At 52.3% G+C, this 26,397-nt stretch carries 21 protein-coding genes and 1 riboswitch; of the genes, 18 read left to right on the top strand and 3 right to left on the bottom strand.

Annotated elements, in window-relative coordinates; all coding sequences use genetic code 11:
• A partial coding sequence (locus GEI7105_RS29870) for a HEAT repeat domain-containing protein (RefSeq protein WP_051044132.1) occupies positions 1 to 3,911 on the bottom strand: 3,911 nt, incomplete at its 3' end.
• Between the two features lie 175 nt (positions 3,912 to 4,086).
• On the opposite strand from GEI7105_RS29870, the gene GEI7105_RS0109950 reads away from it, so the two are divergent.
• The 9 genes from GEI7105_RS0109950 to GEI7105_RS0109910 all read left to right on the top strand — a co-directional run bounded on the left by GEI7105_RS0109950 (position 4,087) and on the right by GEI7105_RS0109910 (position 13,232).
• Positions 4,087 to 4,272: a hypothetical protein gene (locus GEI7105_RS0109950; RefSeq protein WP_017660328.1), complete on the top strand. Its 186-nt coding sequence runs from the start codon at positions 4,087 to 4,089 to the stop codon at positions 4,270 to 4,272.
• A 33-nt stretch (positions 4,273 to 4,305) separates the two neighbouring features.
• Positions 4,306 to 5,607, top strand: a complete 1,302-nt coding sequence (locus GEI7105_RS0109945) for an ABC transporter substrate-binding protein (RefSeq protein WP_017660327.1) — start codon at positions 4,306 to 4,308, stop codon at positions 5,605 to 5,607.
• A gap of 52 nt (positions 5,608 to 5,659) precedes the next feature.
• The gene (locus tag GEI7105_RS0109940; protein WP_017660326.1) at positions 5,660 to 6,568 is read left to right on the top strand and encodes a carbohydrate ABC transporter permease; all 909 of its coding nucleotides are present in this window, start codon (positions 5,660 to 5,662) and stop codon (positions 6,566 to 6,568) included.
• Between the two features lie 46 nt (positions 6,569 to 6,614).
• Positions 6,615 to 7,484: a carbohydrate ABC transporter permease gene (locus tag GEI7105_RS0109935; RefSeq protein WP_017660325.1), complete on the top strand. Its 870-nt coding sequence runs from the start codon at positions 6,615 to 6,617 to the stop codon at positions 7,482 to 7,484.
• Between the two features lie 23 nt (positions 7,485 to 7,507).
• Positions 7,508 to 7,987, top strand: a complete 480-nt coding sequence (gene folK, locus GEI7105_RS0109930) for a 2-amino-4-hydroxy-6-hydroxymethyldihydropteridine diphosphokinase (protein WP_017660324.1) — start codon at positions 7,508 to 7,510, stop codon at positions 7,985 to 7,987.
• Positions 7,988 to 8,020: 33 nt separating this feature from the next.
• On the top strand, positions 8,021 to 8,584 hold the full coding sequence (locus tag GEI7105_RS0109925) for an NUDIX hydrolase (protein ID WP_017660323.1): 564 nt from the start codon (positions 8,021 to 8,023) through the stop codon (positions 8,582 to 8,584).
• A 299-nt stretch (positions 8,585 to 8,883) separates the two neighbouring features.
• A complete protein-coding gene (locus GEI7105_RS0109920; RefSeq protein WP_017660322.1) occupies positions 8,884 to 10,332 on the top strand; it encodes an FAD-binding domain-containing protein in 1,449 nt (482 codons plus the stop codon).
• A gap of 411 nt (positions 10,333 to 10,743) precedes the next feature.
• A complete protein-coding gene (gene hrcA / locus GEI7105_RS0109915) occupies positions 10,744 to 11,829 on the top strand; it encodes a heat-inducible transcriptional repressor HrcA (RefSeq protein WP_026097557.1) in 1,086 nt (361 codons plus the stop codon).
• A gap of 218 nt (positions 11,830 to 12,047) precedes the next feature.
• The gene (locus tag GEI7105_RS0109910; RefSeq protein ID WP_071591958.1) at positions 12,048 to 13,232 is read left to right on the top strand and encodes a transposase; all 1,185 of its coding nucleotides are present in this window, start codon (positions 12,048 to 12,050) and stop codon (positions 13,230 to 13,232) included.
• A 73-nt stretch (positions 13,233 to 13,305) separates the two neighbouring features.
• Here GEI7105_RS0109910 and GEI7105_RS0109905 read toward each other — a convergent pair whose 3' ends face one another.
• Together GEI7105_RS0109905 and GEI7105_RS29865 are read right to left on the bottom strand one after the other, a co-directional pair.
• A complete protein-coding gene (locus GEI7105_RS0109905; RefSeq protein ID WP_017660320.1) occupies positions 13,306 to 15,009 on the bottom strand; it encodes an ABC-ATPase domain-containing protein in 1,704 nt (567 codons plus the stop codon).
• 164 nt (positions 15,010 to 15,173) lie between these two features.
• Positions 15,174 to 15,854 carry a 4'-phosphopantetheinyl transferase family protein gene (locus tag GEI7105_RS29865; RefSeq protein WP_017660318.1) on the bottom strand — a complete coding sequence of 227 codons (681 nt, stop codon included), beginning with the start codon at positions 15,852 to 15,854 and terminating at the stop codon, positions 15,174 to 15,176.
• Between the two features lie 76 nt (positions 15,855 to 15,930).
• Positions 15,931 to 16,075, top strand: a riboswitch (cobalamin riboswitch).
• Between GEI7105_RS29865 and GEI7105_RS40425 the strand changes: the two genes are divergently transcribed.
• The 9 genes from GEI7105_RS40425 (at position 16,050) to GEI7105_RS33330 (ending at position 26,223) form a co-directional block, all read left to right on the top strand.
• Positions 16,050 to 16,181, top strand: a complete 132-nt coding sequence (locus GEI7105_RS40425; RefSeq protein ID WP_281166982.1) for a hypothetical protein — start codon at positions 16,050 to 16,052, stop codon at positions 16,179 to 16,181. It overlaps the preceding riboswitch by 26 nt.
• A 433-nt stretch (positions 16,182 to 16,614) precedes the next feature.
• Positions 16,615 to 17,313 (top strand): hypothetical protein, encoded by a 699-nt coding sequence (locus GEI7105_RS0109885; RefSeq protein ID WP_017660316.1) that lies wholly within the window; start codon positions 16,615 to 16,617, stop codon positions 17,311 to 17,313.
• A 114-nt stretch (positions 17,314 to 17,427) separates the two neighbouring features.
• Positions 17,428 to 19,686 carry a 5-methyltetrahydropteroyltriglutamate--homocysteine S-methyltransferase gene (metE, locus tag GEI7105_RS0109880; RefSeq protein WP_035492904.1) on the top strand — a complete coding sequence of 753 codons (2,259 nt, stop codon included), beginning with the start codon at positions 17,428 to 17,430 and terminating at the stop codon, positions 19,684 to 19,686.
• A gap of 130 nt (positions 19,687 to 19,816) precedes the next feature.
• Positions 19,817 to 20,242 carry a hypothetical protein gene (locus tag GEI7105_RS0109875; protein ID WP_035492903.1) on the top strand — a complete coding sequence of 142 codons (426 nt, stop codon included), beginning with the start codon at positions 19,817 to 19,819 and terminating at the stop codon, positions 20,240 to 20,242.
• Between the two features lie 168 nt (positions 20,243 to 20,410).
• Complete coding sequence (locus GEI7105_RS0109865; protein WP_017660312.1) at positions 20,411 to 20,911, top strand: Hsp20/alpha crystallin family protein; 501 nt, start codon at positions 20,411 to 20,413, stop codon at positions 20,909 to 20,911.
• Positions 20,912 to 21,204: 293 nt separating this feature from the next.
• Entirely contained in the window at positions 21,205 to 23,118 is a 1,914-nt protein-coding gene (gene dnaK, locus GEI7105_RS0109855) for a molecular chaperone DnaK (RefSeq protein ID WP_017660310.1), read from the top strand.
• A 166-nt stretch (positions 23,119 to 23,284) separates the two neighbouring features.
• The gene (locus tag GEI7105_RS0109850; protein WP_017660309.1) at positions 23,285 to 23,812 is read left to right on the top strand and encodes a phosphoribosyltransferase; all 528 of its coding nucleotides are present in this window, start codon (positions 23,285 to 23,287) and stop codon (positions 23,810 to 23,812) included.
• A 377-nt stretch (positions 23,813 to 24,189) separates the two neighbouring features.
• Positions 24,190 to 24,432 (top strand): hypothetical protein, encoded by a 243-nt coding sequence (locus tag GEI7105_RS37040; RefSeq protein ID WP_144053740.1) that lies wholly within the window; start codon positions 24,190 to 24,192, stop codon positions 24,430 to 24,432.
• 129 nt (positions 24,433 to 24,561) lie between these two features.
• The gene (locus tag GEI7105_RS33330) at positions 24,562 to 26,223 is read left to right on the top strand and encodes a calcium-binding protein (RefSeq protein WP_017660306.1); all 1,662 of its coding nucleotides are present in this window, start codon (positions 24,562 to 24,564) and stop codon (positions 26,221 to 26,223) included.
• Positions 26,224 to 26,397 lie beyond the last annotated feature (174 nt).

The following is a 26,397-nucleotide window of genomic DNA, read 5'->3' as shown; positions in this document are numbered from 1 at the left end:
TGACCCAAACTCTCGGCTGCCTCCCGGCGGGTGTATTCGTCCCGAGCGGTCTCGACGAGCCGCACCAGCGCCCCGATGGCCGTCTCGTTCCCCGCACCGATGCGTCCCAAACTCTCGGCTGCTGTTCGAAGGGTAGAGGCATCGCGAGAGGTCTCGACCAGTCGCGCCAGCGCCGCGATCGCCATCTCGTTTCCGGGGTCGATTTGACCCAACCTCTCGGCTGCCTCCCGGCGGGTGTATTCGTCCCGAGCGGTCTCGACGAGCCGCACCAGCGCCCCGATGACCGTCTCGTTCCCCGCACCGATGCGTCCCAAACTCTCGGCTGCTGTTCGAAGGGTAGAGGCATCGCGAGAGGTCTCGACCAGTCGCGCCAGCGCCGCGATCGCCATCTCGTTTCCGGGGTCGATTTGACCCAACCTCTCGGCTGCCTCCCGGCGGGTGTATTCGTCCCGAGCGGTCTCGACGAGCCGCACCAGCGCCCCGATGACCGTCTCGTTCCCCGCACCGATGCGTCCCAAACTCTCGGCTGCTGTTCGAAGGGTAGAGGCGCGAGAGGTCTCTACCAGTCGCACCAGCGCCCCGATGGCCGTCTCGTTCCCCGCACCGATGCGTCCCAAACTCTTGGCTGCTTCCCCGCGGGCCCAGGCATCGCGAGAGGTCTCGACGAGCCGCACCAGCGCCCCGATGGCCGTCTCGTTCCCCGCACCGATGCGTCCCAAACTCTCGGCTGCCTTCCAACGGGTGTCTTCATCACCCGAGGTATCTAGTAACCGGGCTAGTGCCTCAACAGCCGTTGCATTGTCCCTGCTGACTGCACCCAAAAACGTGACAGATCTCCTACGAATATATTTATCCTGAGTGGTCGTTAATAGCCATACCAGTGACTGAATTAAGGTCTTATCTCCCCTGCTAATTTCACTTAAAAGCGTGGCAGATTTCTCTCGAATATATTCATCCTGAGTGGTTATTAACAGACGTGTCGGTTCCCAAATTAAAATTTCATCTACCCTAATAATTTGACCTAAGCCATAAGCTGCGCTCCAGCGGGTGAATTCATTCTGGGTAGTATCTAACCGAATTGCTATCTCGTTATCCCTCCCAATTTGGCCTAAGCTATAAGCAGCACTCCAACGGGTAAATTCATTCTGGGTAGTGTCTAGCAGCTGCACAAGTTCCTGAATTGCCATCTCGTTGTCCTTACCGATCTGGCCTAAGCTATAAGCTGCGCTCCAGCGGGTAAATTCATTCTGGGTAGTGTCTAGTAGCTGCACAAGTTCCTGAATTGCCATCTCGTTGTCCTTACCGATTTGGCTTAAGCTATAAGTGGCACATCTACGGATAGCTTCGTTCCGAGTAGAACTTAAAAGCCGTACAAGTTCCCGAATTGCCATCTCGTTGTCCCTACCGATTTGACCCAACTTCTTAGCGGATTCCCAGCGGATGGTTTCACTACAAGTAGAATCTAACAGTCGTACAAGTTCCTGAATTGCCATCTCGTTGTCCCTACCGATTTGACCCAAGCTCTTAGCAGCATCGATTTGACCTAAGCTCTTAGCGGCTTCCTTACAGATATCTCGATCGCGAGAGGTTACGAGCAATTTAGTCAGTGCATCAATTACCATTTTGTTATTCCTGCCAATTTGCCCCAAGCTCTTAATGGCTTCTTGGCAGATGTCTCGATCGTGAGAGGTGTCTAGTAATCTGAAAAGTGCATCAATTGCCATTTTGTTGTTTGGCTCGATTTGACCTAAGCGTGTAGTAACTTCCCTGCGAGTAAATTTATTCTTGGCTGAGTTTAGCAAAGGTATAAGCAATCTAATTTCTGTGTCACGATCTGGACTAATTTCACTTAAGTTAAAGACTGCCCATTTACGAGTATATTGATTCTGAGCAGTAGCCAGCAGTCGAATTAACTCCCGTGTTGCCATTTGAAAATCTGTATTACTAAGAACAGCTTTTGCAGCTTTTTTTCGGTATTCTACCCTACCTGCATCAAAAAAATTATCCCAAGCTTGTTGTAAAAAATTATAACTACCATACGCCCATTGCATGAGCTGATTCATGACATTATCCGAATGGGTGTACTTTTTGAACTCAGAAATCCCCTCCGCAGCTAACAAAAAGGCGCGATCGCTATAAAAGCCTTTACACCCATCCTTAAACGTCACCATTGCGTGAATCAACGCATCTTTTGAAAACTTACCTATATCTTTACGCCCTAACCACAGCAAAAAAACTTGCTTCCACTGCGGCTCAAAAATTCGATAGCTTGCTCCTGTTTTGAATGGATTTTTGGGGATATGATTTAGGAAAAAGTGCCGATCACCGATGCCTAAAGCAGCAAAATACTCTTCAAAAGTCGTGTGGTAGAAAGCATACACCGCTTGCTCTGGGTCGTCTGCATCCACTCCAACTTTATTCAGCCAACCAATTTCCATTGCCAGATCGAATAGCGTTTTGCGCTCTTCTGGCAGCGATCGATCCAGATAACGTTTCACAAACCTCTCACGCAGTCGAAACCGAGTCTGCTGACCTCCTACGTCATCGATCGCATCTCGAGAAAGTTCTGCTAAGGCTCGATTCAATTGCTTCCGTTGCTCCGGTGTCGTCGGAAACTGCTCCTGCTTCCATTCATAAATACGATTCACAAACCGTTCGTATAACTCTGCCTGGGTTTCCGGCAACTGTCCCTGCTGCAAATACCAACTGAAACACAGCAAAGTCAACCGCAAGGGATTCTTCACCAGATCGCGAATGCGTTCCCTTCCCGGTTCTTTCAGTGCAGCACACAGCGCTTGACCCAAATCGGCTTTCCCCCGTGGCGAAAACCATCGTTCGACAAACTGCTCCACCTGCTCCGGGTAGGAAAACTCCAAAGTTCGATAGGTATCGAAGCCAGTTAACGCATTGCGATCGCCGTCCCACAAATTCAACCGACAGGTCAGGAGAATTTTAGCCTGTTGCAACCATCCTCCCTCTTGCATTTGACGTTGAATTTCACTTAACGGGTTGCCAGACACCTGCATCTCATCCAAGCCGTCCAGCAGCAGCCAGACCCGTCCCCGCTCGAACTGAGCCGCAAAGTGTTGTTTGTCGGCTGGAGAAACGTCCGCTCCGCCTGCTTCACGAATCACCCGTTGCAGCCATCGGTTTTCCAAGTAGGTTTCCAGCGTGTCGCCTTGCAACTCTGTCAGGGAAACCCAGATCGCGATCGAGTCTGGAAATTGGGTCGATACCCACCGGGAAATCTGCTGAAGTAGAGTTGTCTTTCCCGCTCCCGGTTCGCCAATAATCGCAAGCCGCTTCCCCTGACTCTTGGGACTCTGTCCTTGTTGTAAAACTTGTTTCAGAAATTCTTCGTGTTCGTATCGTTTCGTAATCTCGACTTCCTGTTCCTGCTCAGATTCGCGAGGCGATCGCTCTTTTCCCTCTTCCTGCTTTAGCTTAGGATCGCGAGGCGATCGCTCTTTTTTCCCACCTTCCCGATAGAGTTCTGACCCCTGTTCTGGAGGTACGTCCTCTTTGCGGCGAGGCACTTTCTTCCGTTCCACCAATCCCAGCGGTACATAGACCTGCTCGATTTGGTAAGCAATATCCTCACCTCGAGTCATCAGGTTCGTGGTGAGCTGAAACCGTTCTTCTAGCAGCGTTCGACTGACTTCCGGCCAGTTGATGTCTAGAGGCGGAGGCGGAAGCTGCAATCGCAGCAAATCCCGAATTTCGACCAACACGCTCGTGTCGAGGCGATCGAGCGTATCCCCAATTGAGACTCCAGACCCCTCGCCGATGTTGACGTTGTACTTTCCACGCTGCTCGACATACTGCTCGACAAAGTGAACGACCAGCGATCGTCCATCACTCGTTTTAACCCAGTTCTGAAGTTCAGCCAGCAGTTTGTTACGATTCTCCATCAGGAACCGCTCCAGTCTCCAAGGCTATACGATATCGAGTATCTCCTCCATTCTATGCCGCCATTTCGAGGGCAATTCTCTCGAATCAGGAGTTTGCGAGCAGAGCGATCGCACTCAGACTACGTTTCTCCGTCAGCATTGAGGACTCAAATTGAGGGCGAATCCCTTGTCGGTAGTGCTGCATTCTAACGATGACGGTGTGCAAAAAGATAAGAGGTCGAACGCAAAAGCAGCATTACTTTTCATCGCGATACATCTCCTCACCTGCCATCGTCAGATGACGAGATGGGAAGATGATGAGACACTAGAGGGCAAGCAAGCACAAGGCATTGCTGCGAAGATTGCTAAAACAACAGCATAAGATGGGCAATGTCGTTCGCGAAAAACGATATCAATGACTGTTCGATCGCTATCTCGATTTTGGAATTTTTTGCGAAGCAACGGTGGATTTTATCTGGCGGTTGCTGCGATCGCGTTGGTTCTCGTTCTGGGAATCCACAATCTCGCCTTTAGCCAACGACCGGTTAAAGTTAACGTATTGATGCAGGCGTTAGAAGCGGCTCAGTGGCAATCGATCGTGGAGGAGTTCGAGGAACAGAATCCCGACATCGATTTACATATTGTCGAAGGCCCCAACGCCAGCAATTTGGTTGAAGATCTTTACACGTCTTCGTTTTTGCTGGGCGATTCTCCTTACGATTTGGTTTACATGGACATCGTATGGACGCCAAAATTCGCCGCTGCGGGTTGGTTGACGGATTTGAGCGATCGCATCTCGGACGAAGAACTCTCTGAATTTATCGACGGAGACGTTAACGGCGGCCGCTATAACGACAAACTGTATCGCATTCCCTTTCGCTCCGATGCCGGAATGCTGTACTATCGCACCGATCTCCTCGAAGCGGAAGGATTCGAGCCACCCGAAACGGTCGAGGATTTAAACCGCATTTCCCAAGCCTTGATGGAAAACGACCGAGTGGAGTGGGGCTATGTCTGGCAGGGAAAACAATACGAAGGCTTGTCGGCCATGTTCGTCGAAATCCTCGAAGGCTTTGGCGGATTTTGGATCGATCCCGAGACTCAAGATGTGGGACTCGATGCGCCCGAGGCGATCGCGGCGGTCGATTTTCTGACGAACACCCTCGAAAACGGCATTTCACCTCCCGGCGTTACTACCTACCAGGAAGAGGAAGCCCGACGCTTTTTCCAAAACGGGAAAGTGGCCTTCATGCGAAACTGGCCCTACGTCTGGACGCTGGCGAACGCGGACGATTCCCCGGTTGCGGGCAAAATTGCTATTAAACCGATGATTCATCAAGCCGGACACGGTAGCGGTGCGTGTCAGGGGGGTTGGGGTTTGGGAATGGTGAACACCACCCAACACCCAGAAGAGGCTTGGCGGGTTATCGAGTTTATCACCAGCAGAGCTTCGCAAAAACAGTTCGTTCTAGAAACGGGATACGTTCCGAGTCGGCGATCGCTGTTTACCGATCCCGATATCGTGGCTAAATACGCTCACTATCCCCAACTATTAGAAGTACAGGAAAAGTCGGTATTGCGTCCGCCCATCGCCCAATATGCCCAAGCGTCGGACATCCTGCAACGATACCTCAGCTCGGCACTGACCGATCGCCTGAGTCCTGAAGAGGCGATGCGAAAAGCGGCTGAAGAAACGCGACGCTTGTTAGGACGTTAAACCGTAAAGTGCTAAAGGTCGATCGCCAGCGATTACTCGAGGACAGGTTTTTATGAGTGGAAGCAACATCCGAGACAGACAGCGCTTGACGGGATGGGTTCTCGTCACGCCAGCGTTGTTAATTCTCCTCCTCGTCTACGCCTATCCTATCGGACGGGCGTTTTGGCTGAGTTTGTTTACGCAAAATTTGGGAACGGAACTCGAAGCCGTCTTTAGCGGTTTGAGTAACTACGCCCGAATTTGGGGAGACGGGGCGTTTTGGAACAGCATCGTCAACACCACGATTTTTACGGTCGTGGCGTTGGTGTTAGAACTCGTGTTCGGTATGGCGATCGCCTTGGTTCTCGATCGCTCGTTTCGCGGTCGCGGCACAGTTCGCACCATCGCCATTATCCCCTGGGCGCTCCCCACGGCCATCATGGCTTTGGCGTGGACGTGGATTTTTAACGATCGATACGGGGTTCTCAACGATATTTTGATGCGGTTGGGACTCATCGACACGGGGATTAATTGGTTGGGAAATCCTACCCTGGCCATGGTGTCGGTGATTGTGGCGGACGTGTGGAAAACCACCTCGTTCGTCAGTATCTTGCTGTTGGCGGGGTTGCAGTCGATCCCTCAAGATCTCTACGAAGCCCATGCGATCGAAGGGGCGACCCCCTGGCAGAGTTTCCGTCAAATTACGCTCCCGTTGTTGATGCCGCAAATCCTCATCGCGTCTCTGTTTCGCTTCGCCCAGTCCTTTGGCGTCTTCGACTTGATTCAGGTGATGACGGGGGGCGGCCCGGCCGGGGCGACGGAAATGGTCTCGCTCTATATTTACAGTACGGTGCGCCGCTATCTCGACTTCGGCTACGGTGCGGCGTTGGTGGTGGTAACGTTTTTAATTCTGATCGCGGTGGTGGCGTTTACGTTCTATTTGTTGGAGAAGGTTCGCAAGTCGGCAGGGGTGGATATTTAGGAACTTTCTGCACCACACCAGACACAGAGAAGACAGAGGATTTGAGATGACTTTAACGCAATCTTCTAAAAAAACGAGCGGCTTTTCTTGGAAAGTTCTGATTTTACCAGTTTCGGTTTTTCTGGTGGTCGCGTTTAGTTTGGGGCCGATTTTGTGGCAGTTTTTAACGTCGGTAAAAACGAACGAGGCGATCGTCGCAATTCCTAACGTTTACTTTCCGTCTTTCGACCAATTAACCCTCAATCACTATATTGAATTGTTCGCGAGACGGCCGTTTTTACGCTATATCTTCAACAGCGCGTTTGTGGCGTTTACATCGACATTGCTCTGTTTGGGCTTCGGCGCACCGGCAGCGTATGCCTTGGCTCGGCTGAAAATTCCAGGGCGTCAATTGATTTTGACGGGAGTTTTAATTGTTACGCTATTTCCCTATATTTTGTTGTTCTTGGGATTGCTGGAACTGGTCAAAGCTCTAAATTTGGGAAATAATTATTTGGCGTTGATCGTCCCGTATACGGCGATTAATTTACCGCTGACGATCCTCGTGATGCGAAGTTTCTTTCAGCAACTTCCGAAAGATTTGGAAGATTCGGCAAAAGTAGACGGGTACGGAACGGTGGGAATGTTATTAAAAATCGTCTTACCGATGACGTTGCCAGCATTAGTGACGACGGGAATTTTGACGTTTATTTTTTCGTGGAACGAGTTTATTTTCGCACTGACGTTTATCACCGTCGAAGAGATGAAAACGCTGCCGGTGGCAGCAGCGCAATTGGGGGGAGCGTCGATTTTCGAGATTCCATACGGCACGATCGCAGCGGCGACGGTGTTGGGAACGGTGCCGTTGGTGGTGTTAGTGTTGTTCTTCCAGCGTAAAATCGTTCAAGGGTTGACTGCTGGTGCAGTGAAAGGATGAGTCAAAAGGATTTTTAGGCGTTCATGGCAGAGCGAGCGGCGATCGCACTCGGCAGTAATTTAGGTGATTCGTTGGGGATTTTGACGGGTGCTTTAACCCGATTGTTCGGACATTCCCAGATTGCGGAAGTGGTGCGATCGCCTTGGTATCGAACGAAACCCGTCGGACCACCTCAACCGGAGTATCTCAACGGTTGCGTCGTGGCCGAGGTGACGCTGTCTCCTGAAGAACTCCTCGACGTACTGTTGAAAATCGAGGTGCAGTTCGATCGCGTTCGTCGCCAACGCTGGGGACCGCGTACCTTGGATTTAGATTTGATTTTTTACGGCGATCGCGTGACAGACACGCCGAAGTTGCAACTCCCTCACCCCCGTTTCCGCGATCGCGCGTTCGTCTTGGTTCCTCTAGCAGACGTTGCCCCCCATTGGCTCGATCCGGTATCGGGTCAGTCTGTCACAGATTTACTGAAAGCGGTAGACTGTTCCGACGTGCGCCTGTTATAAGGTGACAATTCGTACCGTAAAAATGGGGTTTTCATGTCTCTCGGTCAAGAACTTCCGCAAATTCTCCAACAACGTCTCTTTTTTTCCGGCCGTAAATTTAATTTCGAGGTCAATCGCTTGCGCCTTCCGAACGGTGCTGAAGGAGATTGGGAATGCGTTCGCCATCCCGGTGGGGCGCTCGCAGTTCCCGTCACGACAGACGGCAAGTTAGTCTTAGTTCGTCAGTACCGTTTTGCCGTGTGCCGTCGGATTTGGGAGTTTCCCGCTGGAACGGTCGAACCGAACGAAGATCCCAAACAGACCATTCAACGAGAAATTGAAGAAGAAACGGGATATCGTGCGACAACTTGGCAAAAGTTGGGTCAATTTATCCTCGCACCAGGATATTCAGACGAGATTATTTATGCTTTTTTAGCGTTGGGCTTAGAAAAGTTAGAGGTGTGCCCCGATCGAGATGAAGATGAAGATATAGAGGTGGTTTTGATGGCGCCGGAAGAACTCGAAAAAGCGATTTTGGAAGGAGAACCAGTCGATGCAAAATCGATTTCGAGCTTTTTCTTAGCCAAACCGTTTTTGACGCGCTCTGTGGGTTCTTAAGGTTGCATTTTTGCTGTGGTTATCGTTTTTTTTCATTAAATTGCTATAACGCCTCAGATTTGCTGGGGCTTTGTTTTTGTACGATTTTCTGCGTAAAAATACGGATGTAATCGAGAAAGAGACTTGAAAATGCCGCAAATTTCGCGATGCCTTATGTAGATTCCTCGATCGTCTGTGCGTAAAAATACGGATAATTTCTCGATAGATAAATGGTACAATAAATATTTAAACGGTCGTGCGAAGTTGATTGTTACAGGGGATACCGTCTCAATTTTTTTAACATATTCAATTCAGTTAATATGAGCGATTTGATTTTATTTTGGCATCGCCGAGACCTACGCATCTCGGATAATATCGGCTTAGCTCGAGCCTTCGATCGCAGTGCCAAGATCGTGGGAGTATTTTGCCTCGATCCGGAGATTTTAGAGCGCGACGATATCGCTTCCGTTCGCGTTAGTTACCTAATCGGCTGCCTGAAAGAGCTACAACAATCCTACGAACTCGTTGGGAGCGAATTACTGGTGTTTCGTGGCCGTCCAGTCGAGATTTTGCCCGAACTAGCCGAGCGTCTCAACGCCACCGCCATTTACTGGAACCGAGATGTCGAACCTTACGCCAAGGAACGCGATCGCACCGTAACCGAAGCCTTGAAAGACAGGGGAATCGAAGCATCGACCTTTTGGGATCTACTGCTTCACCCGCCTGGAGAGGTGTTGACCGGATCGTCGGGTGTCGTCAAACCCTACACCGTTTATACCCCCTACTGGAAAAACTGGAGTCGCCAACCGAAACCCCAACCCGTTCAGACGCCACGAAACTTGCTGGGGTTGACGGAAGACGAACGCCACCTCACGCGCAAACTCGGGGCGATCGACCTTCCCACCGCCGAAGAACTCGGCTTTCACTGGGACGGGCCGTTAATTCTAGAACCGGGAGAAGACGCCGCCTTAGAACAATTAGAAGACTTCATCGATCGCGCCCTCCTCGACTATGGAGAACAACGGGACTATCCTTTTTCCGACGGAACGTCCCGCCTCAGTCCCGCCTTGAAATTCGGCGCGATCGGCATTCGCCGCGTCTGGGCTGCCGCCGCCGCCGTTTGGGAAGAAGCCCGCAGCGACGAAGCTCGAGACAACGTCGAGACTTGGCAGCAAGAATTAGCATGGCGCGAGTTCTATCAAACGGTCATGTACTTTTTCCCCGAACTGGCAGAGGGGCCGTACCGCAAGCCCTGGCAAGATTTCCCTTGGGACAACGACGAAGAACGCTTTCAAGCTTGGTGTGACGGACGCACGGGATATCCGATCGTCGATGCTGCCATGCGCCAACTCAACGAAACCGGTTGGATGCACAATCGCTGTCGCATGATCGTCGCCAGTTTTCTGACGAAAGATTTGATAATCGATTGGCGGTGGGGCGAGAAGTACTTCATGCAGCATTTGATCGACGGGGATCTCTCGTCCAATAACGGCGGTTGGCAGTGGAGTGCCTCCAGTGGGATGGACCCGAAACCGATGCGGGTGTTCAACCCCTACACGCAGACGAAAAAATACGATCGCGAGGCGGAGTATATTCGTCAGTGGTTGCCCGAGTTATCGTCGCTGGATACGGCGGATTTGGTGACGGGAAAAATTTCACCGCTCGATCGCGAAGCCTGCGGCTATCCCGCCCCCATCGTGGATCACAGCGTCCAGCAGCGTAAGTTCAAGCAATTGTACAAAGAACAAAAGGAGATCGTCGATCGATGATGGGATGAGGGGATGATGGGATGACCAGATGAGGGGACGATCTGAAACCTCCCCATCTCCCTACTGGTGACTGGTGACTGGTGACTGGTGACTGGTGACTGGTGACTGGTGACTGGTGACTGGTGAGCCAACCCTACATTTTCCTCACACCGTCAGCGATCGTTTTCACCGAGTCTTTACAGATCTTCACTGAGATTATAAAAATTTAATTAAATTTTTGCCGGCAGACACCACAAGGGTCTCTAAAATTCGGTCGTTGCTAATCGTTCGCCCTGAACTGCCATCGCCGAATTTCTCGGTTTATCATGTTAAGAACCATATGCCGTCAAGAGATCGAATCGATCGAACTTCCCTAATCTGCGATCGCACGCCGTCTAACCAACCGTTGTGAAAAACGACAATTTGACCTCGATGTTTGGGCCAGTGGAGTTAACTGCGCGACAACAACATATTCTCTGGGCAACTGTTCGCCACTACGTCGCTACGGCCGAACCCGTCGGCTCGAAGGCGTTGGCAGAGGAATACAACCTCAGCGTCAGTTCGGCGACCATTCGCTCGGGTATGGGATTGCTCGAAAAAGCCGGATTGTTGTATCAACCGCACACCTCCGCCGGACGAGTTCCATCGGATTCAGGATATCGCGTGTACGTCGATCGCCTGATGCAGCCGTCGGAGCGTCGAGCCGAACGCACGGAAAAATTACTCGGACAGCAGTTGCAATGGGATAATTGGAGTCTCGAAGCGTTGCTGCGCGGTGCGGCTCAGATTCTCTCGAAATTGAGCGGTTACATCGCCTTAATTACGTTACCGCAATCTCAAATCGCGCAATTGCGACACCTACAACTGATTCAAGTCGATCCGGGTCAAATCATGCTGATTGCGGTGACGGACGTTTACGAAACCCAATCGACGTTGGTGACGCTGCAACAGGACGAAGACAACAGCTATCCTGACTCCGAACTGCTCGATCGCGAACTGCAAATCCTCTCGAACTTCCTCAACGCGCAGTTACGGGGACGGCCGATTGCAGATCTGGCCGATCTCGATTGGGGAGAACTCGATCGCGAATTTCAACGTTACGCCGACAGCCTGAAAACCCTCTTTTCCGATTTAGTGCGGCGGCTGCAAACCCCGACGGTGGTTCCCATCGCCATCAGCGGTATCGCCGACGTTTTGAGATTGCCAGAATTTGCCGAACTGCAACAGGTTCAGCCGTTGATGCACCTCCTCGAAGACGAACCGGAACAGCTATTTCCCCTCGTGTTCGAGCCAGCGGACTCCACCACCACCCGAAAACGAGTCAACGTCCGTATCGGTTCGGAAAATCCCCTCGAACCCATTCGCACCTGTACCCTGGTGTCTGCTACCTATCGTCGCGGTTCCCATCCCGTCGGAAGCGTCAGTCTCCTAGGGCCGACTCGTATGATGTACGAAGACTCGATTTCTATGGCGGAAGCCGCCGCAAACTATCTTTCGGAACGATTGGGAAAGGGTTGATAGTTGATAGGGAAGAGGGAACGGAGAACAGTGTTTCAGTCGCCAGTCGCCAGCCTTTTACAGTGAGCAGTGAACAGTGAGCAGTGAACAGTGGAGACAGTTGACAGTTTCTCCCCCTCTCCCCTTCTCCCCCTCTCCCCCTCCTGACAAGGCTATGATTGTAAGAGAGAGAGAAAGAGCCGACAAAGAGAAAGCCGTAGACTCGTTTAGGAGAAGCCATGAAATACAACTCAGCTTACCTCAAACAGTGGTCGCAAGAAGTCAGTCGTCATTTTCCGAATCTTTCCTTGCCACAAGTATCAGGGCTAGCCACCTGGAGCTTTGGCATGATGATGAGTCGCTCTTCAAGTCTGACTCAAGTGTCAGAGTGTATTGCCCAAGTCAACGGGGAAAAATTCACCAACGTACGTCAAAGACTACAACAGTGGTACAAAGAAAAACGCCAAGCTTACGGTCGTAAATATGCTGAGCTAGATGTAGCCAGTTGTTTCGCGCCGCTGCTGAAGTGGGTCTTAGAGCTATTAGGAGAGAGCGACGACCTGTTCCTGGCCTTAGATGCGACCCATATCGGTCAAAAATTTATCGTCTTGTCACTCAACGTACTCTATCGCGGCAGTGGCATTCCCGTGGCCTGGAAAATCGTGAAAGCTTCCCAGAAACACCCCTGGAAGCCCCTGTGGCAAGACTTGCTCCGTCGCTTGAGCGGAGTGGTTCCCGAGTCGGTCAGGGTTTGGGTTTTGGCCGATCGAGGACTCTATGCTTGTTGGCTGTATGAGGAAATTGTGGCTCTGGGATGGCATCCTTTGTTACGTATTAACTCACAAGGCTATTACCAAGTGCGCTCGGGGGAAACTCTCGCCGACTGGCAACCTCTCGAGCAAGTGGTTCGAGTTGGTGAGAGTTTTAGTCAACCGGTACGCTGCTTTCGCCAAAATCCTCTCGATTGTACCCTGTTAGCCCGATGGGACGAGGATTACAAAGACCCTTGGCTGTTGCTGAGTGACGCCTCACCTCAATCGGCTTCGGCTGCCTTTTATGGCTTTCGCTCTTGGACTGAAGCGGCTTATCGCGATCTCAAGAGCGATGGCTTTAATTGGCAACGCACCCGTTTGACTCATCCTCACCGGGCTGAGTGTCTTTGGCTGGCCATGTCTGTGGCTTTACTTTGGCTCATCACCGAAGGGGCTTGTCGGGAAGACTCCCAAAAGCCTTCGACTTCCCCTCGGACTGACTCTGACTCGACCGGTCTGGCCGCCGCGACCCTCAGACCGAGAACTCTTTCTTGTTGGCGCCTTGGCTGTATCTCTTTTGTCGTCCGCCTCTTTCAAGGACTTCCCTTGAGTTGGGGACGCCACCGTACTTCTCCCTATCCTGGGGCTTCTTTGGCTTTCGATACCTCCTAAGTAAAAGTCATAGCCTTATCAGCTCTCCCCCTCTCCCCTTCTCCCCCTCTCCCCCTCTCCCTTGCTCCAAACGCTACCGTGTCTGAAGGGTTCTCAGACGATTTAAGGCGGCGGCGAACTCGAAGCGGCGAAACTCGGCGAGATCGCCTTGGGGGAACGGCGATAAGACTTCTAAACCTCGGTTTTCTATGTCGGAGAAGATTAAATCGAGGAGTTCGGTTAAGGTTCGGCGGCCGTCGGCGTATTCTTGTTTGAGATATACCATCGCTTCGGCGATCGCTCTCAACTGTCCCGTATCGACGAGTTGCTGAACCGCCGAGAGGTCGATGTTCTCCGTTCCGAAGACGATTTCGTCGATGTCGCGAGCTTGCCATTTCACCGATCGCTTTCCACGACTGGGATCGATGCTCTCGGGATCGATCGCGCGCGATCGCACCTCTCCAAACACCTCGCCGCCTTCAGGTTGGCGTCCGGTGGCGAATTCGGCGGCGATTTGACGGACTTCTTCGGTCACGTCGCTGGGGAGAAATTCTGTCATCGCGATCGCGGTATCGGCCACGTCGAAGTAATCGCCGCTTCCTCCCATCACTAAAATTGTCGAAACCTCCCGTTCTTCGAGAAGTTGGCGGACGCGATCGATAAACGGCGTAATCGGTTCTTTCTCTTTAGCGATTAACTGCTGCATTCGGCGATCGCGAATCGTAAAGTTCGTCGCCGAGGTATCTTCGTCGATCAGTAACAGTTTAGCGCCGACTTCCAACGCCTCGACGATATTCGCCGCCTGAGACGTACTTCCACTGGCGTTTTCCGTCGAAAACGAAGTCGTCGGCCGGTTTTGAGGGAGATTGTTAATAAACGGCGAGATGTCTACTCCCGCCACGTAACGACCGTCTTCGGCGCGAATTTTAACCGCTGTGGGATCGGTGACGACAAATTCCCGTCCGTCGTCGGGGATGTGGTTGTAAACTCCCAGTTCGATCGCTCGCAGCAGGGTCGATTTTCCGTGATAGCCGCCGCCGACGACGAGCGTGACGCCTTTAGAAATTCCCATTCCCGAGATTTCGCCGCCGTTGGGTCGATCGAACGTCACCCGTAGCGAGTCTGGGGACTCGAAGGGAACGGCGTTTTTTTGCAACGGTCGATCGTCGACGCCGCTGCGACGGGGTAAGATCGCGCCGTCGGCGACGAAGGAAACTAAATCCCTCTCGGAGAGTTGCGATCGCAGCCAGTCTGCATCTTCGACAGTTTCCACGTGACGGCGAACGTCCGCCGCGTCGAGATTGGCGTAGACTAAGGCGCGATCGATCGATTCGGGAACGTCTTCACAGAGCATATACGCCGCCTGTCGTCCTAGGATGCGCCGTCCTCGGGCCGGAAGTCCCACGACAAACCGCAGTTCGAGCCAGTCGTCGTTAATATAAGCCGAGGTGCGATCGAGGACTTCCTGTCCCATCCGACAGACAGCGATGGTGCCACTTTTCCCCGTTCCTCGGTGTTGGCTGACGCGGTGACAAGCCGAGTCGAACTGTCGGGTGAGGTAGTCCCGCAACGCCACCTGTCGCGACGGCGTGTTGTAGAGTTCGGCGGGAAATTTCGCCACGGATTGGGGAACACGTACCCGCAGCTTACTCGGCGACGCGAAGGGATCGCCTTGAACGTAGTCGATAATGAGGGTGAAGTTGGGAAATTCGTACTGTCCTTGAATGTCTTTGTATGCCTTGTAGCCTCGGTTGTCGAGGTCGAGGAGTAGATCGTACAAGGTTTCTGAATCAGTCATTGTCGTTGCGTGGGTCGCGGCGGCATTCTCAGACAAACTCTGTTAACTTAACATATCCCAATCCTTGGATCTCGATTTTTTGGATCTCGATTTTCTAGATCTCGACGTTCTCGCGAAGGTGTGGCGGGGTTTGGAAGTGGCGGTACGAGCGATCGCGTAACGGTTCACCATCGATCGCACTCTCGCCGTCGGATTTCTGCGATCTCTCCGTCTACGACTAACGCCGCTGCATAATCCGAGCGAAGTTGCAACGGTTTCAACGTCCACGTTCGTTCTGAATCAGTCCACAACACTGGTGAAGGCGTCAAAGTCACTTCTACGCGACTCAACCCCGCTAACCCTTCTCCCGTGGCTTTGAGATAAGCTTCTTTGCACGTCCAGTAGTTGAAAAAAGCGTCGTCGCGTTGGTGTTCTGCAATTTCGTTTAACGCCGCCACCTCTCGAGGACTGAAAAATCGCTCGGCTAAAGCGGTACTGTCAATTTGGCGTTTGTATTCGAGATCGACACCGATCGCTCGATTCCACGTGACGGCGATTAACGCCAAATCCTCAGAGTGAGAGACGTTGAAGGCTAACGGCGTTCCGTTTAAAAAGGGTTTTCCCCGATCGCCGTACTCGAACTGTATGGTTTGCGGGGGGATATCGAGATAGTCGCCGAGAAGCCAGCGTAACGCACTGCGAGCCAGGACGAACCGACGGCGATCGCGAGCGAAACGATACCGAGACGCTCGTTCTCGTTCTGTTTCCGACAGAATGTCCCAGGTGCGATCGTTGGGGAAGTTCTCGGCGTCTAACGCCACACACCAGAGATCGACAGTATCCGGTTCGAGAGTTCGGAGTTCCAAAGAACTTTAAGGATAGAAAAAACAGCGCGATCGAGATGACATTTCAACTTATATTAAGCCACGAGCGATCGAACGTGCTATTATGTATCCGTTCGGTTCTAACGGGGATCAGCCGTTAGATGCAAGGGGGAAAGTTCGGTGAAAATCCGACGCTGTCCCGCAGCTGTGAAGAGGTCGATCGATCTCTGAGTCAGAATGCCCGCCGACCAAGTTCGCCAAGTCAATACGTTCGTCTGCGAGGTACAGATGATGGCAGTTTTAGCCTTTTCAAACCGTCTCTATCGTCCCCCCGATCTCGGCGATCCGCTACCGATCGCATCGTCCTGAGTTCGACTGAAAAAAGTTCCGAGTTTTGTGAGTTCGATCTAATACTCGCGTCGTTTTGGCAATTCGATCGCCTGCCGTTTTCTTCGGTTGGGTGCTGTTCGCGATTTCGCGATCGCTGGAATTTTTGAGTTAGAAATTCGAGCGGTTTTTTTGCGAGCGATCGCGCTTTTCGGATGCTTTTTTAACGGTAAATCGAGGGGTTCATCTCACTTTTGCGATCGGAAACCCACCCATCTTTCCCTTACTGAAGGGAGGTGCTGAGGGGTCGTTCTACGAAATCGAACGGTATCTAAATCGAGAGATTTTTCAGAGCAAATACCTTTAAACGCTCGGGTATTTGTTGCGATCTCAAACGTGCGTTTTTGGCTGTTCTAAACGTATCAGATCGCTCTTGACATTTTCGTGCCTTCGTGCAAGAGAGGAAAATTTTGCGATGACGTATCCCACTCAAGAAGACGATCAACCGATCGTCGTAACTTACGAATCTGAAATTTTGAAAACCCTTCAAAAAACGGTTTCTCAAAACTGTAGTTCTCAACGAGAAACCTGTTGTTCCTGGTGGCTGAGTTTACTCGTTACGGTGGCGAGTTTGAGTTGTCTCGTATCGCCTCACGTTCCTATCGTTGCATTTTCTGCGATCGCCAGTCGAACGCTTCCGTTAAAAACGGTTGTTTCGAGTCTCGTTGGATTGTGGGCGATCGATCGTTTTTACGACGTTTTGTTTCGCCAAAGTTCGATCGATCTAGAGTGGTGGATTTGGGGAGGTGTCGCGGGATTGACCGGACTCGCGATCGCTGGATTTTCTCTGTGGATTGCTCCGTCAGAAAATTGTAAAATTCGCGATCGCTATTTAGGTATTTGGACGAGTTTTTTCAGTGGATTTCTCTTTTTTCAAGCCTTCCTGATGCTCGTGAATGGTGAAATGAAGCTCGATTTTCTGACTCTCGACGTTCTCAACGAAATTTTCGTTCGAGAAATCCTTTGGGCGATCGTATTTTCAGGACTGCACTACCTCCTTATAGAAGTTGTATTGCCCGAAATTGGAAAATGCTTCGTTGGCAATTCAGCATCGATAACGGGTGCTTTCTCCTTTGAACACAAGCGATCGCACTTTAGATCGAAACAAATTTAAAAGCTCGAAATAGTTCGATAACACAGCGATCGTACTGCATCACCCCTATTATCTCAATTCTCAAAAAACTCCAAAGTGAGTTTGTCAACCATTATCAACAATTCTTTGCAAATTATGCTGACAACGACATTAGGTTATCCCTGCATCGGACAAAAACGAGAACTCAAAAAATCGCTCGAGAGTTTTTGGAAAGGAAACATATCCGAAGCTGAGCTTCTCGCCACGTTCGAGACCTTACAAGTTCGGGATTGGAAAACACAGCTCGAGGCAGATATTGAAGGCATTGGCGTCGGCGATGCCACGCTGTACGATCGCGTTCTCGACTGGGTGATTCGTTTCGGACTCGTTCCCCAACGATTTCGATCCCTAGAAGGACGCGATCGCTACTTCGCCATGGCACGCGGAAAAGGCAAAATTGCCGCTTTAGAAATGACGAAGTGGTTCGATACCAACTATCACTATCTCGTCCCCGAAATCACGCCGGACTTAACCCCGACCGCTAACTTTGACGACTTTCTCGATACCGTTCGTCGCGCCAAATCCATCTTGGGAGAACGCACCGTTCCCATCGTTCTCGGTCCGGTGACGCTGTTACGCCTGAGTCGCCTCGACGGAGTCGAATTTGACAGTATTCTGTCCCAACTGCTCCCCCTCTACCAACAACTGCTGACCCAACTGAACGAACTCGAAATCGCAGAAGTTCAACTCCACGAACCCGCCTTAGTCTTCAGCGACGCCCCGGAGTTGCAAACCGCCTTTGAAACCGCATACGGCGAACTCTCTCAAGTGGGAATTCCCCTGCACCTCGTCACCTACTTCGACGACCTCGGAGAAACCTATCCCTGGGTGGTGCAACTTCCCGTATCCGCGATCGCCTTGGACTTTACCCGAGGTCGAACCCTGGAATTGGTCAAAACCCACGGATTCCCCAGCGACAAACGCCTCGGCGTCGGTTTGGTGGACGCTCGGAACGTCTGGCGTATCCGTCCCGAAGCTGCAACCACCTTGCTACGCCAGTTGCAAACCGTCACCCGCAACTTGTGCGTTCAACCGTCGGCGTCCTTGCAATTCGTTCCCTACGACGCCAGCCACGAAACCCAACTTCCCGACCCCTTGCGAAACGTTTTGAGTTTCGCCGAACAAAAACTCGAAGAAGTGGCCGTTCTCGGTCAAACCCTGGAGAATCGCAGCCTCAACTCCCGACTCGATCGCATTGAAAAAGACTGGGTGGCGTTCCGTCTGTTCGATCCCGCCAAACCCGAAGTTCGACAGCGCATCGAATCGCTGAAAGTTTCAGATTTCGAGCGATCGCAACCCTACAGCGATCGCGTTTCCCAACAGGTGAAACTTCCGGCGTTCCCCACCACCACCATCGGCTCTTATCCCCAAACCCAAGCGGTGCGAAAACTGCGGGCCCGCTACAAACGGGGCGAACTGACTCCGTCAGAATACCAACAGCAGATCGATCTCCACATCGCCTACTGCATCGGCGTCCAAGACGGAATGGGAATGGACGTTTTGGTTCACGGCGAGTTCGAGCGTTCCGACATGGTGGAATACTTCGGACAACAACTCGACGGCTACGCCTTCACCCGTCACGGTTGGGTACAAAGCTACGGAAGCCGCTACGTGCGTCCGCCGATTATCTACAGCGACATCCTGCGTCCCCAAGCAATGACCGTCCGCGAGTTTCAAGTGGCGCAGTCTCTCACGGACAAACCGGTCAAAGGAATGTTAACCGGCCCGGTGACGATGTTGAACTGGTCGTACCCCCGTACCGATATTTCTCGCAAAGAACAGGCGTTTCAACTGGCGTTGGCGATTCGCGAGGAAGTGGCCGATTTAGAAGCGGCTGGCGCAAAATTCGTTCAAGTGGACGAACCCGCTTTACGGGAAGGTTTACCGCTCAAACAAGAGCGGTGGAACGACTATCTCAGTTGGGCTGTCGATGCGTTCCGGTTGAGTGTCGGCGTCGCCAAGCCAGAAACTCAGGTTCACACGCATATGTGCTATTCGGAGTTCGGCGACATTATGGAGGCGATCGATCGCTTGGACGCCGACGTGATTTCGATTGAAGACAGCCGCAGTAACAACGAGACGCTGATGCAACTGACAGATGCAGGTTATCCCCGACAGGTGGGGCCGGGGGTTTACGACGTTCACGCACCCGCCGTTCCCTCTGAGGACACTTTTAAAGAGAGCATTCGCAAGTGCAGTCAGCATTTACCGAGCGATCGCATTTGGGTCAATCCCGATTGCGGTCTGAAAACGCGCGGTTGGCCCGAAACCGTCGCCGCTACGCGCAATATGGTCAGTGCGGCGTTGGAACTGCGTCGGGACATCGAAACGGCTTCTAACGGTAAATCGCGGTGACCGGGTGAGGAATGACCGGATGATGTGATGGTGAGTCGGTGCGTGATGCGGAAAATCTCATTTGACGGTCAAACTTGACATTTTTCAGCCGCGTCACGCACCCTACCCCTTCTCTCCTCATCTCTTTTTTATGGCTTCAACCAATTGGCAACAAACCTTTATCGAGCGTAACGTAACTGTTCTCGGTTACAACGCTTGGCTGGGGTATTTAACCTCGGGACGGGGGCTGTTGGTGTGCAGTACTGACAGCCCGAAACTCACATCTACGGGGGCGACGTTTGAGGTGTCGTTTATTGCGCGGCGTCGTTTGGCGCCCTTTTTAAACGCCTGGTTGACGGCACCGGATACCGTTTTGTTGCAAAATCATTTTAACAGCGTTCCGATTTTGGAAGCGGTCGATCGCTACGACCCGGAAACCGACGTGATGTTGCTGTTGCAAGCTGAAGGTCGCGCGACGTTTTTTTGTCTCGAACCGCTTCCGGTGACGCCACCTCAGTGTTATCGAAAAATACGCGATCGCCGCTCTGAATTCGAGTTCGACACCGAATCCCCTTAAAACCGTTTTTGAAAGAAATCGCGACGACGTTCGGTTTTCGCCATCGCGAAAATACCACCGACCCGGATACGGTTTGCCCCAATGCAAGCGCGGTTGGAGCTTTTTAGGATAAGAAACAGAAAGACACGAAAACATCCTCAACTGCAAAACCGTAACCGCTTGCTTCCGATGAACGCTCGACTTCTCGTCCGCCCTCAACCCCAATTCGATCGCCTATCCCCGTTACGTCCTTCGGTTTCGATTCCCGTCGAAGTTTGCGAAACCGACTCGACCTTAGAACTGCGATCGCTCCTTCCCGGCGTCGAACCGCAAGATCTCGACCTGGAAGTAACGAAAAACCGCGTCACCCTCTCGGCGACCGTAACCTACGGAAACCTGCAACAGCCCCGTCGAGAACTGCGGAACGGACATCGCGTCTACACAGAACTCCACGCGCGATCGCACAGGCGCAGTATCGACCTTCCCGTCGAAGTGCTTCCCCACCGCGCCACCGCCCACTTGCGAGACGGGCTTTTAAGCGTTACCCTGCCCAAAGTCCCGCCATCTCAAAACGTGAAGGTGAGTTTATCCGATCTTCGTCCGAGTCAGAGCGATCGCCCCACCCCGTCCCCAGCCGCAACAACGCCAGAGGACGCCGAACTTTCGCAGGATTTGTGGTCGGACGGCTAAACGACCCCTCTCCAAACCCGCCGTCACCTCAACCGCGATCGAGGCGGTTCTATGACAAACCGTCCTCACACAGGTTCGGGAAACACGCCTTCAAGGGAAGCGCCCCCGCCGTCAGTATAGAAAAGTAAAGAAATGCGATTAGAGAGAGTTTGCTCGCACAGGCGCTTGTCGAGCGAGAAACTGACGCCTCTGAGGGCTTGCAATCGATCGCATGAGATCGGCGGTCGCGATCGACTCGCGAAAAGCTTCGACACCCCATTTATTTAAGTTGTAGAGACACACAGGATACACCCATGGCCAAAGTCGTTGGAATTGACCTCGGAACGACCAACTCCTGCGTCGCAGTGATGGAAGGGGGTAAACCCACCGTCATCGCCAACGCAGAAGGCTTCCGAACCACGCCCTCCGTTGTAGCTTACGCGAAAAACGGCGATCGCCTGGTCGGTCAGATCGCCAAACGCCAAGCCGTGATGAACCCGACCAACACCTTCTATTCGGTCAAACGGTTCATCGGACGCCGTCACGACGAAGTGACCCACGAAACTAGCGAAGTTACCTACAAAGTTCTCAACATTAACGGGAACGTCAAACTCGACTGTCCGCAAGCCGAGAAACAATTCGCCCCCGAAGAAATTTCGGCGCAAGTGCTGCGGAAACTCGCCGAAGACGCCAGCAAATACCTCGGCGAAACCGTCACCCAAGCCGTCATTACCGTTCCGGCTTACTTCAACGACTCCCAGCGTCAAGCTACGAAAGACGCCGGAAAAATCGCCGGACTGGAAGTGCTGCGGATCATCAACGAACCCACCGCCGCATCTCTGGCTTACGGACTCGATAAGAAGAGTAACGAAACCATTCTCGTCTTCGACCTCGGCGGCGGAACCTTCGACGTGTCCATCCTCGAAGTCGGTGACGGCGTGTTCGAGGTGATGGCCACCTCCGGCGACACTCACCTCGGCGGTGACGACTTCGACAAACAAATCGTCGATTACATCGCCGCAGAATTCCAAAAAGCTGAAGGAATCGACCTCCGCAAAGACAAACAAGCTCTGCAACGTCTGACGGAAGCGGCCGAAAAAGCCAAAATCGAACTCTCTAGCGTCACCCAAGCCGACATCAACTTACCGTTTATTACGGCGACGCAAGACGGACCCAAGCACGTCGATATGACGCTGACGCGGGCCAAGTTCGAGGAAATCTGCGCCAACTTGATCGATCGCTGTCGCATCCCGGTCGAAAACGCCCTCAAAGACGCAAAACTCAGCAAAGAGAGCATCGACGAAGTGGTCTTGGTTGGGGGTTCGACTCGGATTCCCGCCGTGCAGAAACTCGTAGAAGACGTTCTCGGAAAAGCTCCGAACCAAAGCGTCAACCCCGATGAAGTGGTTGCAGTAGGTGCGGCGATTCAAGGTGGCGTCCTCGCCGGAGAAGTCAAAGACATTCTGCTGCTGGACGTGACGCCGCTGTCTCTGGGGGTCGAAACCCTCGGCGGCGTGATGACCAAACTGATTCCCCGCAACACCACGATTCCCACGAAGAAATCGGAAACCTTCTCGACGGCGGTGGACGGTCAAACCAATGTGGAAATCCACGTCCTGCAAGGGGAACGGGAAATGGCCTCGGACAACAAGAGCCTCGGAACGTTCCGCCTCGACGGAATTCCTCCCGCGCCTCGTGGTGTCCCTCAAATCGAAGTTACCTTCGATATCGACGCCAACGGTATCTTGAACGTTACCGCGAAGGACAAAGGATCGGGTAAAGAGCAGTCTATCAGCATCACGGGTGCTTCGACTCTCTCCGATACGGAAGTCGATCGCATGGTGAAAGACGCCGAAGCCAACGCGGAAGAAGACCAGAAACGCCGCGAACGCATCGAGTTGAAAAACCAAGCCGATACGCTGGCGTATCAAGCTGAGAAGCAAATCAACGAACTTGGCGACAAAGTTCCGGCCGACGATAAGTCCAAAATCGAAGGTTTGATTAAGGAACTCAAGGAAGCCGTCAGCCAAGACGACGACGAGGCGATGAAAGCGAAGACGGAAGAGCTGCAACAAGCCCTGTACGCGGTCAGCACCAACCTGTACCAGCAAGCTGGTGGTGACGGTGCTGCGGCGGGTGCAGCCCCCGGCGATGAAGCGCCTTCGGACTCCTCCTCCGATGACGGCGGCGACGATGTCATCGATGCGGAGTTCTCTGAAACCAAATAGGTGGGTTTGACCGCTTCGATTTAATGGAAACCGGGTTTTTTGAAGAAGCCCGGTTTCTTCGTTTTTCGACGACAAACGACGATGCTAAGCTAGGTTGACATCCCACCGAGAGAATCGGCAGTTCGTACTATCGGTTTGTAAAAAATCTGTTTCTAAGCAAGGAGCTATGTCGGATCTTTTCGTGTCTTGGGCAGAATACCACCAGCTCGTCGAACGTTTGGCGGTAAACCTGTACGAATCTGGTTGGAGGTTCGATCGCATCCTTTGTGTGGCGCGGGGTGGCTTGCGCGTCGGCGATATCCTCTCACGCCTGTTCGACTGTCCGTTGGCGATTCTGGCTACGTCGTCTTACGGCGGTGCGGACGGACGAGAACGCGGTCGGGTTTCGATCGCCCCTCATTTGACGATGAGTTCGACTCCTCTCGGACGGCGTGTTTTAGTGGTAGACGATTTGGTGGATTCGGGGGAATCGTTGAAAGCGGTGTTGGCGTGGTTGTGCGATCGCTATGGCGACGAGATCGAAGAGATGCGAACGGCGGTGTTGTGGTACAAAGCTGGTGGAAACATCGCACCGGATTATTACGTCGAATACCTTCGAGATAATCCTTGGATTCATCAACCGTTCGAGCAGTACGAACAGCTCAGTCCGGCGTCTCTCGCAGTGCGAAATCGAGGCGATCGCACGGAAAGATAAGAGACAATGGCTCGACTCGCTATTTGATTTTTTTAAAGGCGAGATAATATAAAATGCTGCGATCGTTTGTTGTAAACAGGTTTTGAGATCGGCATTTTTTGGAAATTTTAAAAATATTTATTAGTGATTTTTCATATTTTTTAGTGTTAAAAATATCGATACAAAAAAATTTTAAAATTCTTAATAAATTTAATAAACTCATAAAATATATTTGCATTTATTGAAATCAAAAAGTATTTTTTTGTCGTTTTTTTATTAGGAAACAGATGCCAATCGATACAGATCGGATGTATTTCGAGCAAACGCTCGAAAATCGATCGCGCCGAGACAGACAAACTCGCAAAGGCAGACGATCTTAACTGTTTAAAAGCTGTATCTTGTATCGATATAAACGTATCGAGTTGAGGGCGAGCGATCGCAGCGAACCCAATGGCAATCTCGCGAACGGTCGGGCGACTCCCCACCTCGAACCGCAGCGCGATCGCGTCCGACTGCTGCAACAACGCCTCGAGAACCACATTCAGACAGTGCGATCGCAAACACATCCGTCCGAAGGCTTTAGCGCGACCTCACCGACCCGATTGCAAAAAACTTTCCCGAGGATAGACCGAACGAGATGAAGATCGAATACATCTCGATTTCGAGCGACCCAAAACCGTCTCGATCGCGAGTTTTGGAACTAATTTCTCGCGCGATCGTCTATTTCAATAGCAGCCTTTCCTTTTTTCGATTTTAGGAACTTTGTAAACATGGCTAATAACACAACCCTATCCGGTCAACTCAACGCCAACGATCTGATTTTCATGTCGGGCGATATCGGGACGACGAACAACGCCGTCACGCGCTTTGACGAATACTTACTCACGGTCGACCAACCCACCGCAAACTTAACGCTGACCTTAACGCCAACTGGCGCAACGGACGTGGCACTCGTGGCCGCCAACCCCGAAGACGGAACGCAACTGGCAGGAAGCTTTAACGAAGGCAATCCAGCCACGTCGACGACTGCATTAATTTCGGGTCAAACGGAATATCGCGTCATCCTCACGACGAACGAAGCCGCTCCCGTCTTTCCCATCGATTACAAAATACAAGCCTTAGTCGATGCCGGGAACGTCACCCTCTCGTCTTTAACCAACTCCATCACCGGCGCGCCCCAGTCGGGAAATACCCTGTCTCTCAACGGTCAACTGACCGATGGAGACTTTCTCGCACTACCGTCTCCGGGTACCTATTCTTTAGCAGACGAGTACCGCGTCGCCACGACCTTGGCAGGCGAAACGCTCACCGCACAGGTCTCGTCGGGTTCTGGCTTCACCCCCCGCTTACAAATCATCGACATGACGAACGGTGTCATTACCGATGACGTTGCGGGGGTTGGTGTCAGCGCCACCGAAGCGTTGGCGGCGAACACAGAATATCGCGTGCGGGTCTTTAGCAATACGCCCCTCGGAGAACAGGATACCCGCAACTACACCCTCGTTCTCACCGCACCGACGGGGGTTAAAGCGGCCGAACTCAGTCCGTCTCAAGGGGCGGGTTTGGCTCAAATCAATACGCCGACACAACCGGCTCCGCTGCCCCCGACGGCATCAAATGCGGCAGAATACGCCAGTTTTAACATGGGCGAACAAGGCAGCGCCCAAAACCCCGATCCGACGGCTCCGACGAACCAATTCGACCTGATCGGACTGTCAGTCGGTGACGACACCATCGACTTGAACGCTCCGCCAAGCTTAGGAACGCCGCCGATTTTCACCGATCTCACTCCCGCAATTCTCCCTGACGGTTCGACGGACTTCAATAACGCCCGTTGGGTGGTCGCCTTTGGTGGGAACGATACGTTTACGGGAACGGCAGCCAACGACGTTCCGATCGTTGGAAACCAAGGGAACGACACCTTTAATATGGGTGATGGCGATGATGTGGCGGTCGGTGGTGCGGATGCAGACGAACTCAACGGTGAAGCCGGTGACGACATCCTCAACGGCAACCGAGGAAACGATATCGTCAACGGGGGAGACGGGAACGACCTGCTCAACGGTGGCGCGGACGACGACGTACTCATCGGCGGTGCCGGACAAGATACCCTATCGGGAGATCTCGGTCGCGATTTCCTCACCGGCGGTACGAACTCCGATACCTTTATTCTGACCAACAGTACGGCAACGGCGACGGCTGCTGAAGCGGACGTGATTACCGATTTCAGCGTGGCAGAAGCGGACAAAATCCAGTTGGACGGCGTCGGCTTTGCCGATATCGCTCTCGAGGCGGTCGATGTTGCGATCGATGCGGGAGCGGCCACGGCATCGACCGCGTTGAAAGTTATCGCCAGCGGTCAGTATGTGGGTGTGGTGCAAGGGGTGACGCCGTTCGAGATTGCTGAGGCGTCTGGCAGTATTTTCGTGTAAACGCCTTCTGAAACGATCTCTGGATTGACGGTTCTATCTTTGTTCTCCAGCTTGCGATCGAGCCTCCTTCTCTATTGAAGGGGGCTTTGTTTGAGGAAAAGGTACTCGGAATTCCGTATTTTTATTGAAAAAAACATCGAAAGATACGGACAATTGGTCTGTTGTTTTTATTTT

Origin of the sequence: Baaleninema simplex PCC 7105, assembly GCF_000332355.1 — a bacterium.
Taxonomy (GTDB): Bacteria; Cyanobacteriota; Cyanobacteriia; order Cyanobacteriales; family Geitlerinemataceae; genus Baaleninema; species Baaleninema simplex.
Note: the sequence above shows the minus strand (reverse complement) of the source record. Positions and strands in the feature narration are given on the sequence as shown.

Coding starts and splice junctions, on each gene's coding strand:
- GEI7105_RS0109945 (WP_017660327.1), top strand. CDS start 4,306: ATGACTGTTCGATCGCTATCTCGATTTTGGAATTTTTTGCGAAGCAAC.
- GEI7105_RS0109940 (WP_017660326.1), top strand. CDS start 5,660: ATGAGTGGAAGCAACATCCGAGACAGACAGCGCTTGACGGGATGGGTT.
- GEI7105_RS0109935 (WP_017660325.1), top strand. CDS start 6,615: ATGACTTTAACGCAATCTTCTAAAAAAACGAGCGGCTTTTCTTGGAAA.
- folK (WP_017660324.1), top strand. CDS start 7,508: ATGGCAGAGCGAGCGGCGATCGCACTCGGCAGTAATTTAGGTGATTCG.
- GEI7105_RS0109925 (WP_017660323.1), top strand. CDS start 8,021: ATGTCTCTCGGTCAAGAACTTCCGCAAATTCTCCAACAACGTCTCTTT.
- GEI7105_RS0109920 (WP_017660322.1), top strand. CDS start 8,884: ATGAGCGATTTGATTTTATTTTGGCATCGCCGAGACCTACGCATCTCG.
- hrcA (WP_026097557.1), top strand. CDS start 10,744: ATGTTTGGGCCAGTGGAGTTAACTGCGCGACAACAACATATTCTCTGG.
- GEI7105_RS0109910 (WP_071591958.1), top strand. CDS start 12,048: ATGAAATACAACTCAGCTTACCTCAAACAGTGGTCGCAAGAAGTCAGT.
- GEI7105_RS0109905 (WP_017660320.1), bottom strand. CDS start 15,009: ATGACTGATTCAGAAACCTTGTACGATCTACTCCTCGACCTCGACAAC.
- GEI7105_RS40425 (WP_281166982.1), top strand. CDS start 16,050: ATGCCCGCCGACCAAGTTCGCCAAGTCAATACGTTCGTCTGCGAGGTA.
- GEI7105_RS0109885 (WP_017660316.1), top strand. CDS start 16,615: ATGACGTATCCCACTCAAGAAGACGATCAACCGATCGTCGTAACTTAC.
- metE (WP_035492904.1), top strand. CDS start 17,428: ATGCTGACAACGACATTAGGTTATCCCTGCATCGGACAAAAACGAGAA.
- GEI7105_RS0109875 (WP_035492903.1), top strand. CDS start 19,817: ATGGCTTCAACCAATTGGCAACAAACCTTTATCGAGCGTAACGTAACT.
- GEI7105_RS0109865 (WP_017660312.1), top strand. CDS start 20,411: ATGAACGCTCGACTTCTCGTCCGCCCTCAACCCCAATTCGATCGCCTA.
- dnaK (WP_017660310.1), top strand. CDS start 21,205: ATGGCCAAAGTCGTTGGAATTGACCTCGGAACGACCAACTCCTGCGTC.
- GEI7105_RS0109850 (WP_017660309.1), top strand. CDS start 23,285: ATGTCGGATCTTTTCGTGTCTTGGGCAGAATACCACCAGCTCGTCGAA.
- GEI7105_RS33330 (WP_017660306.1), top strand. CDS start 24,562: ATGGCTAATAACACAACCCTATCCGGTCAACTCAACGCCAACGATCTG.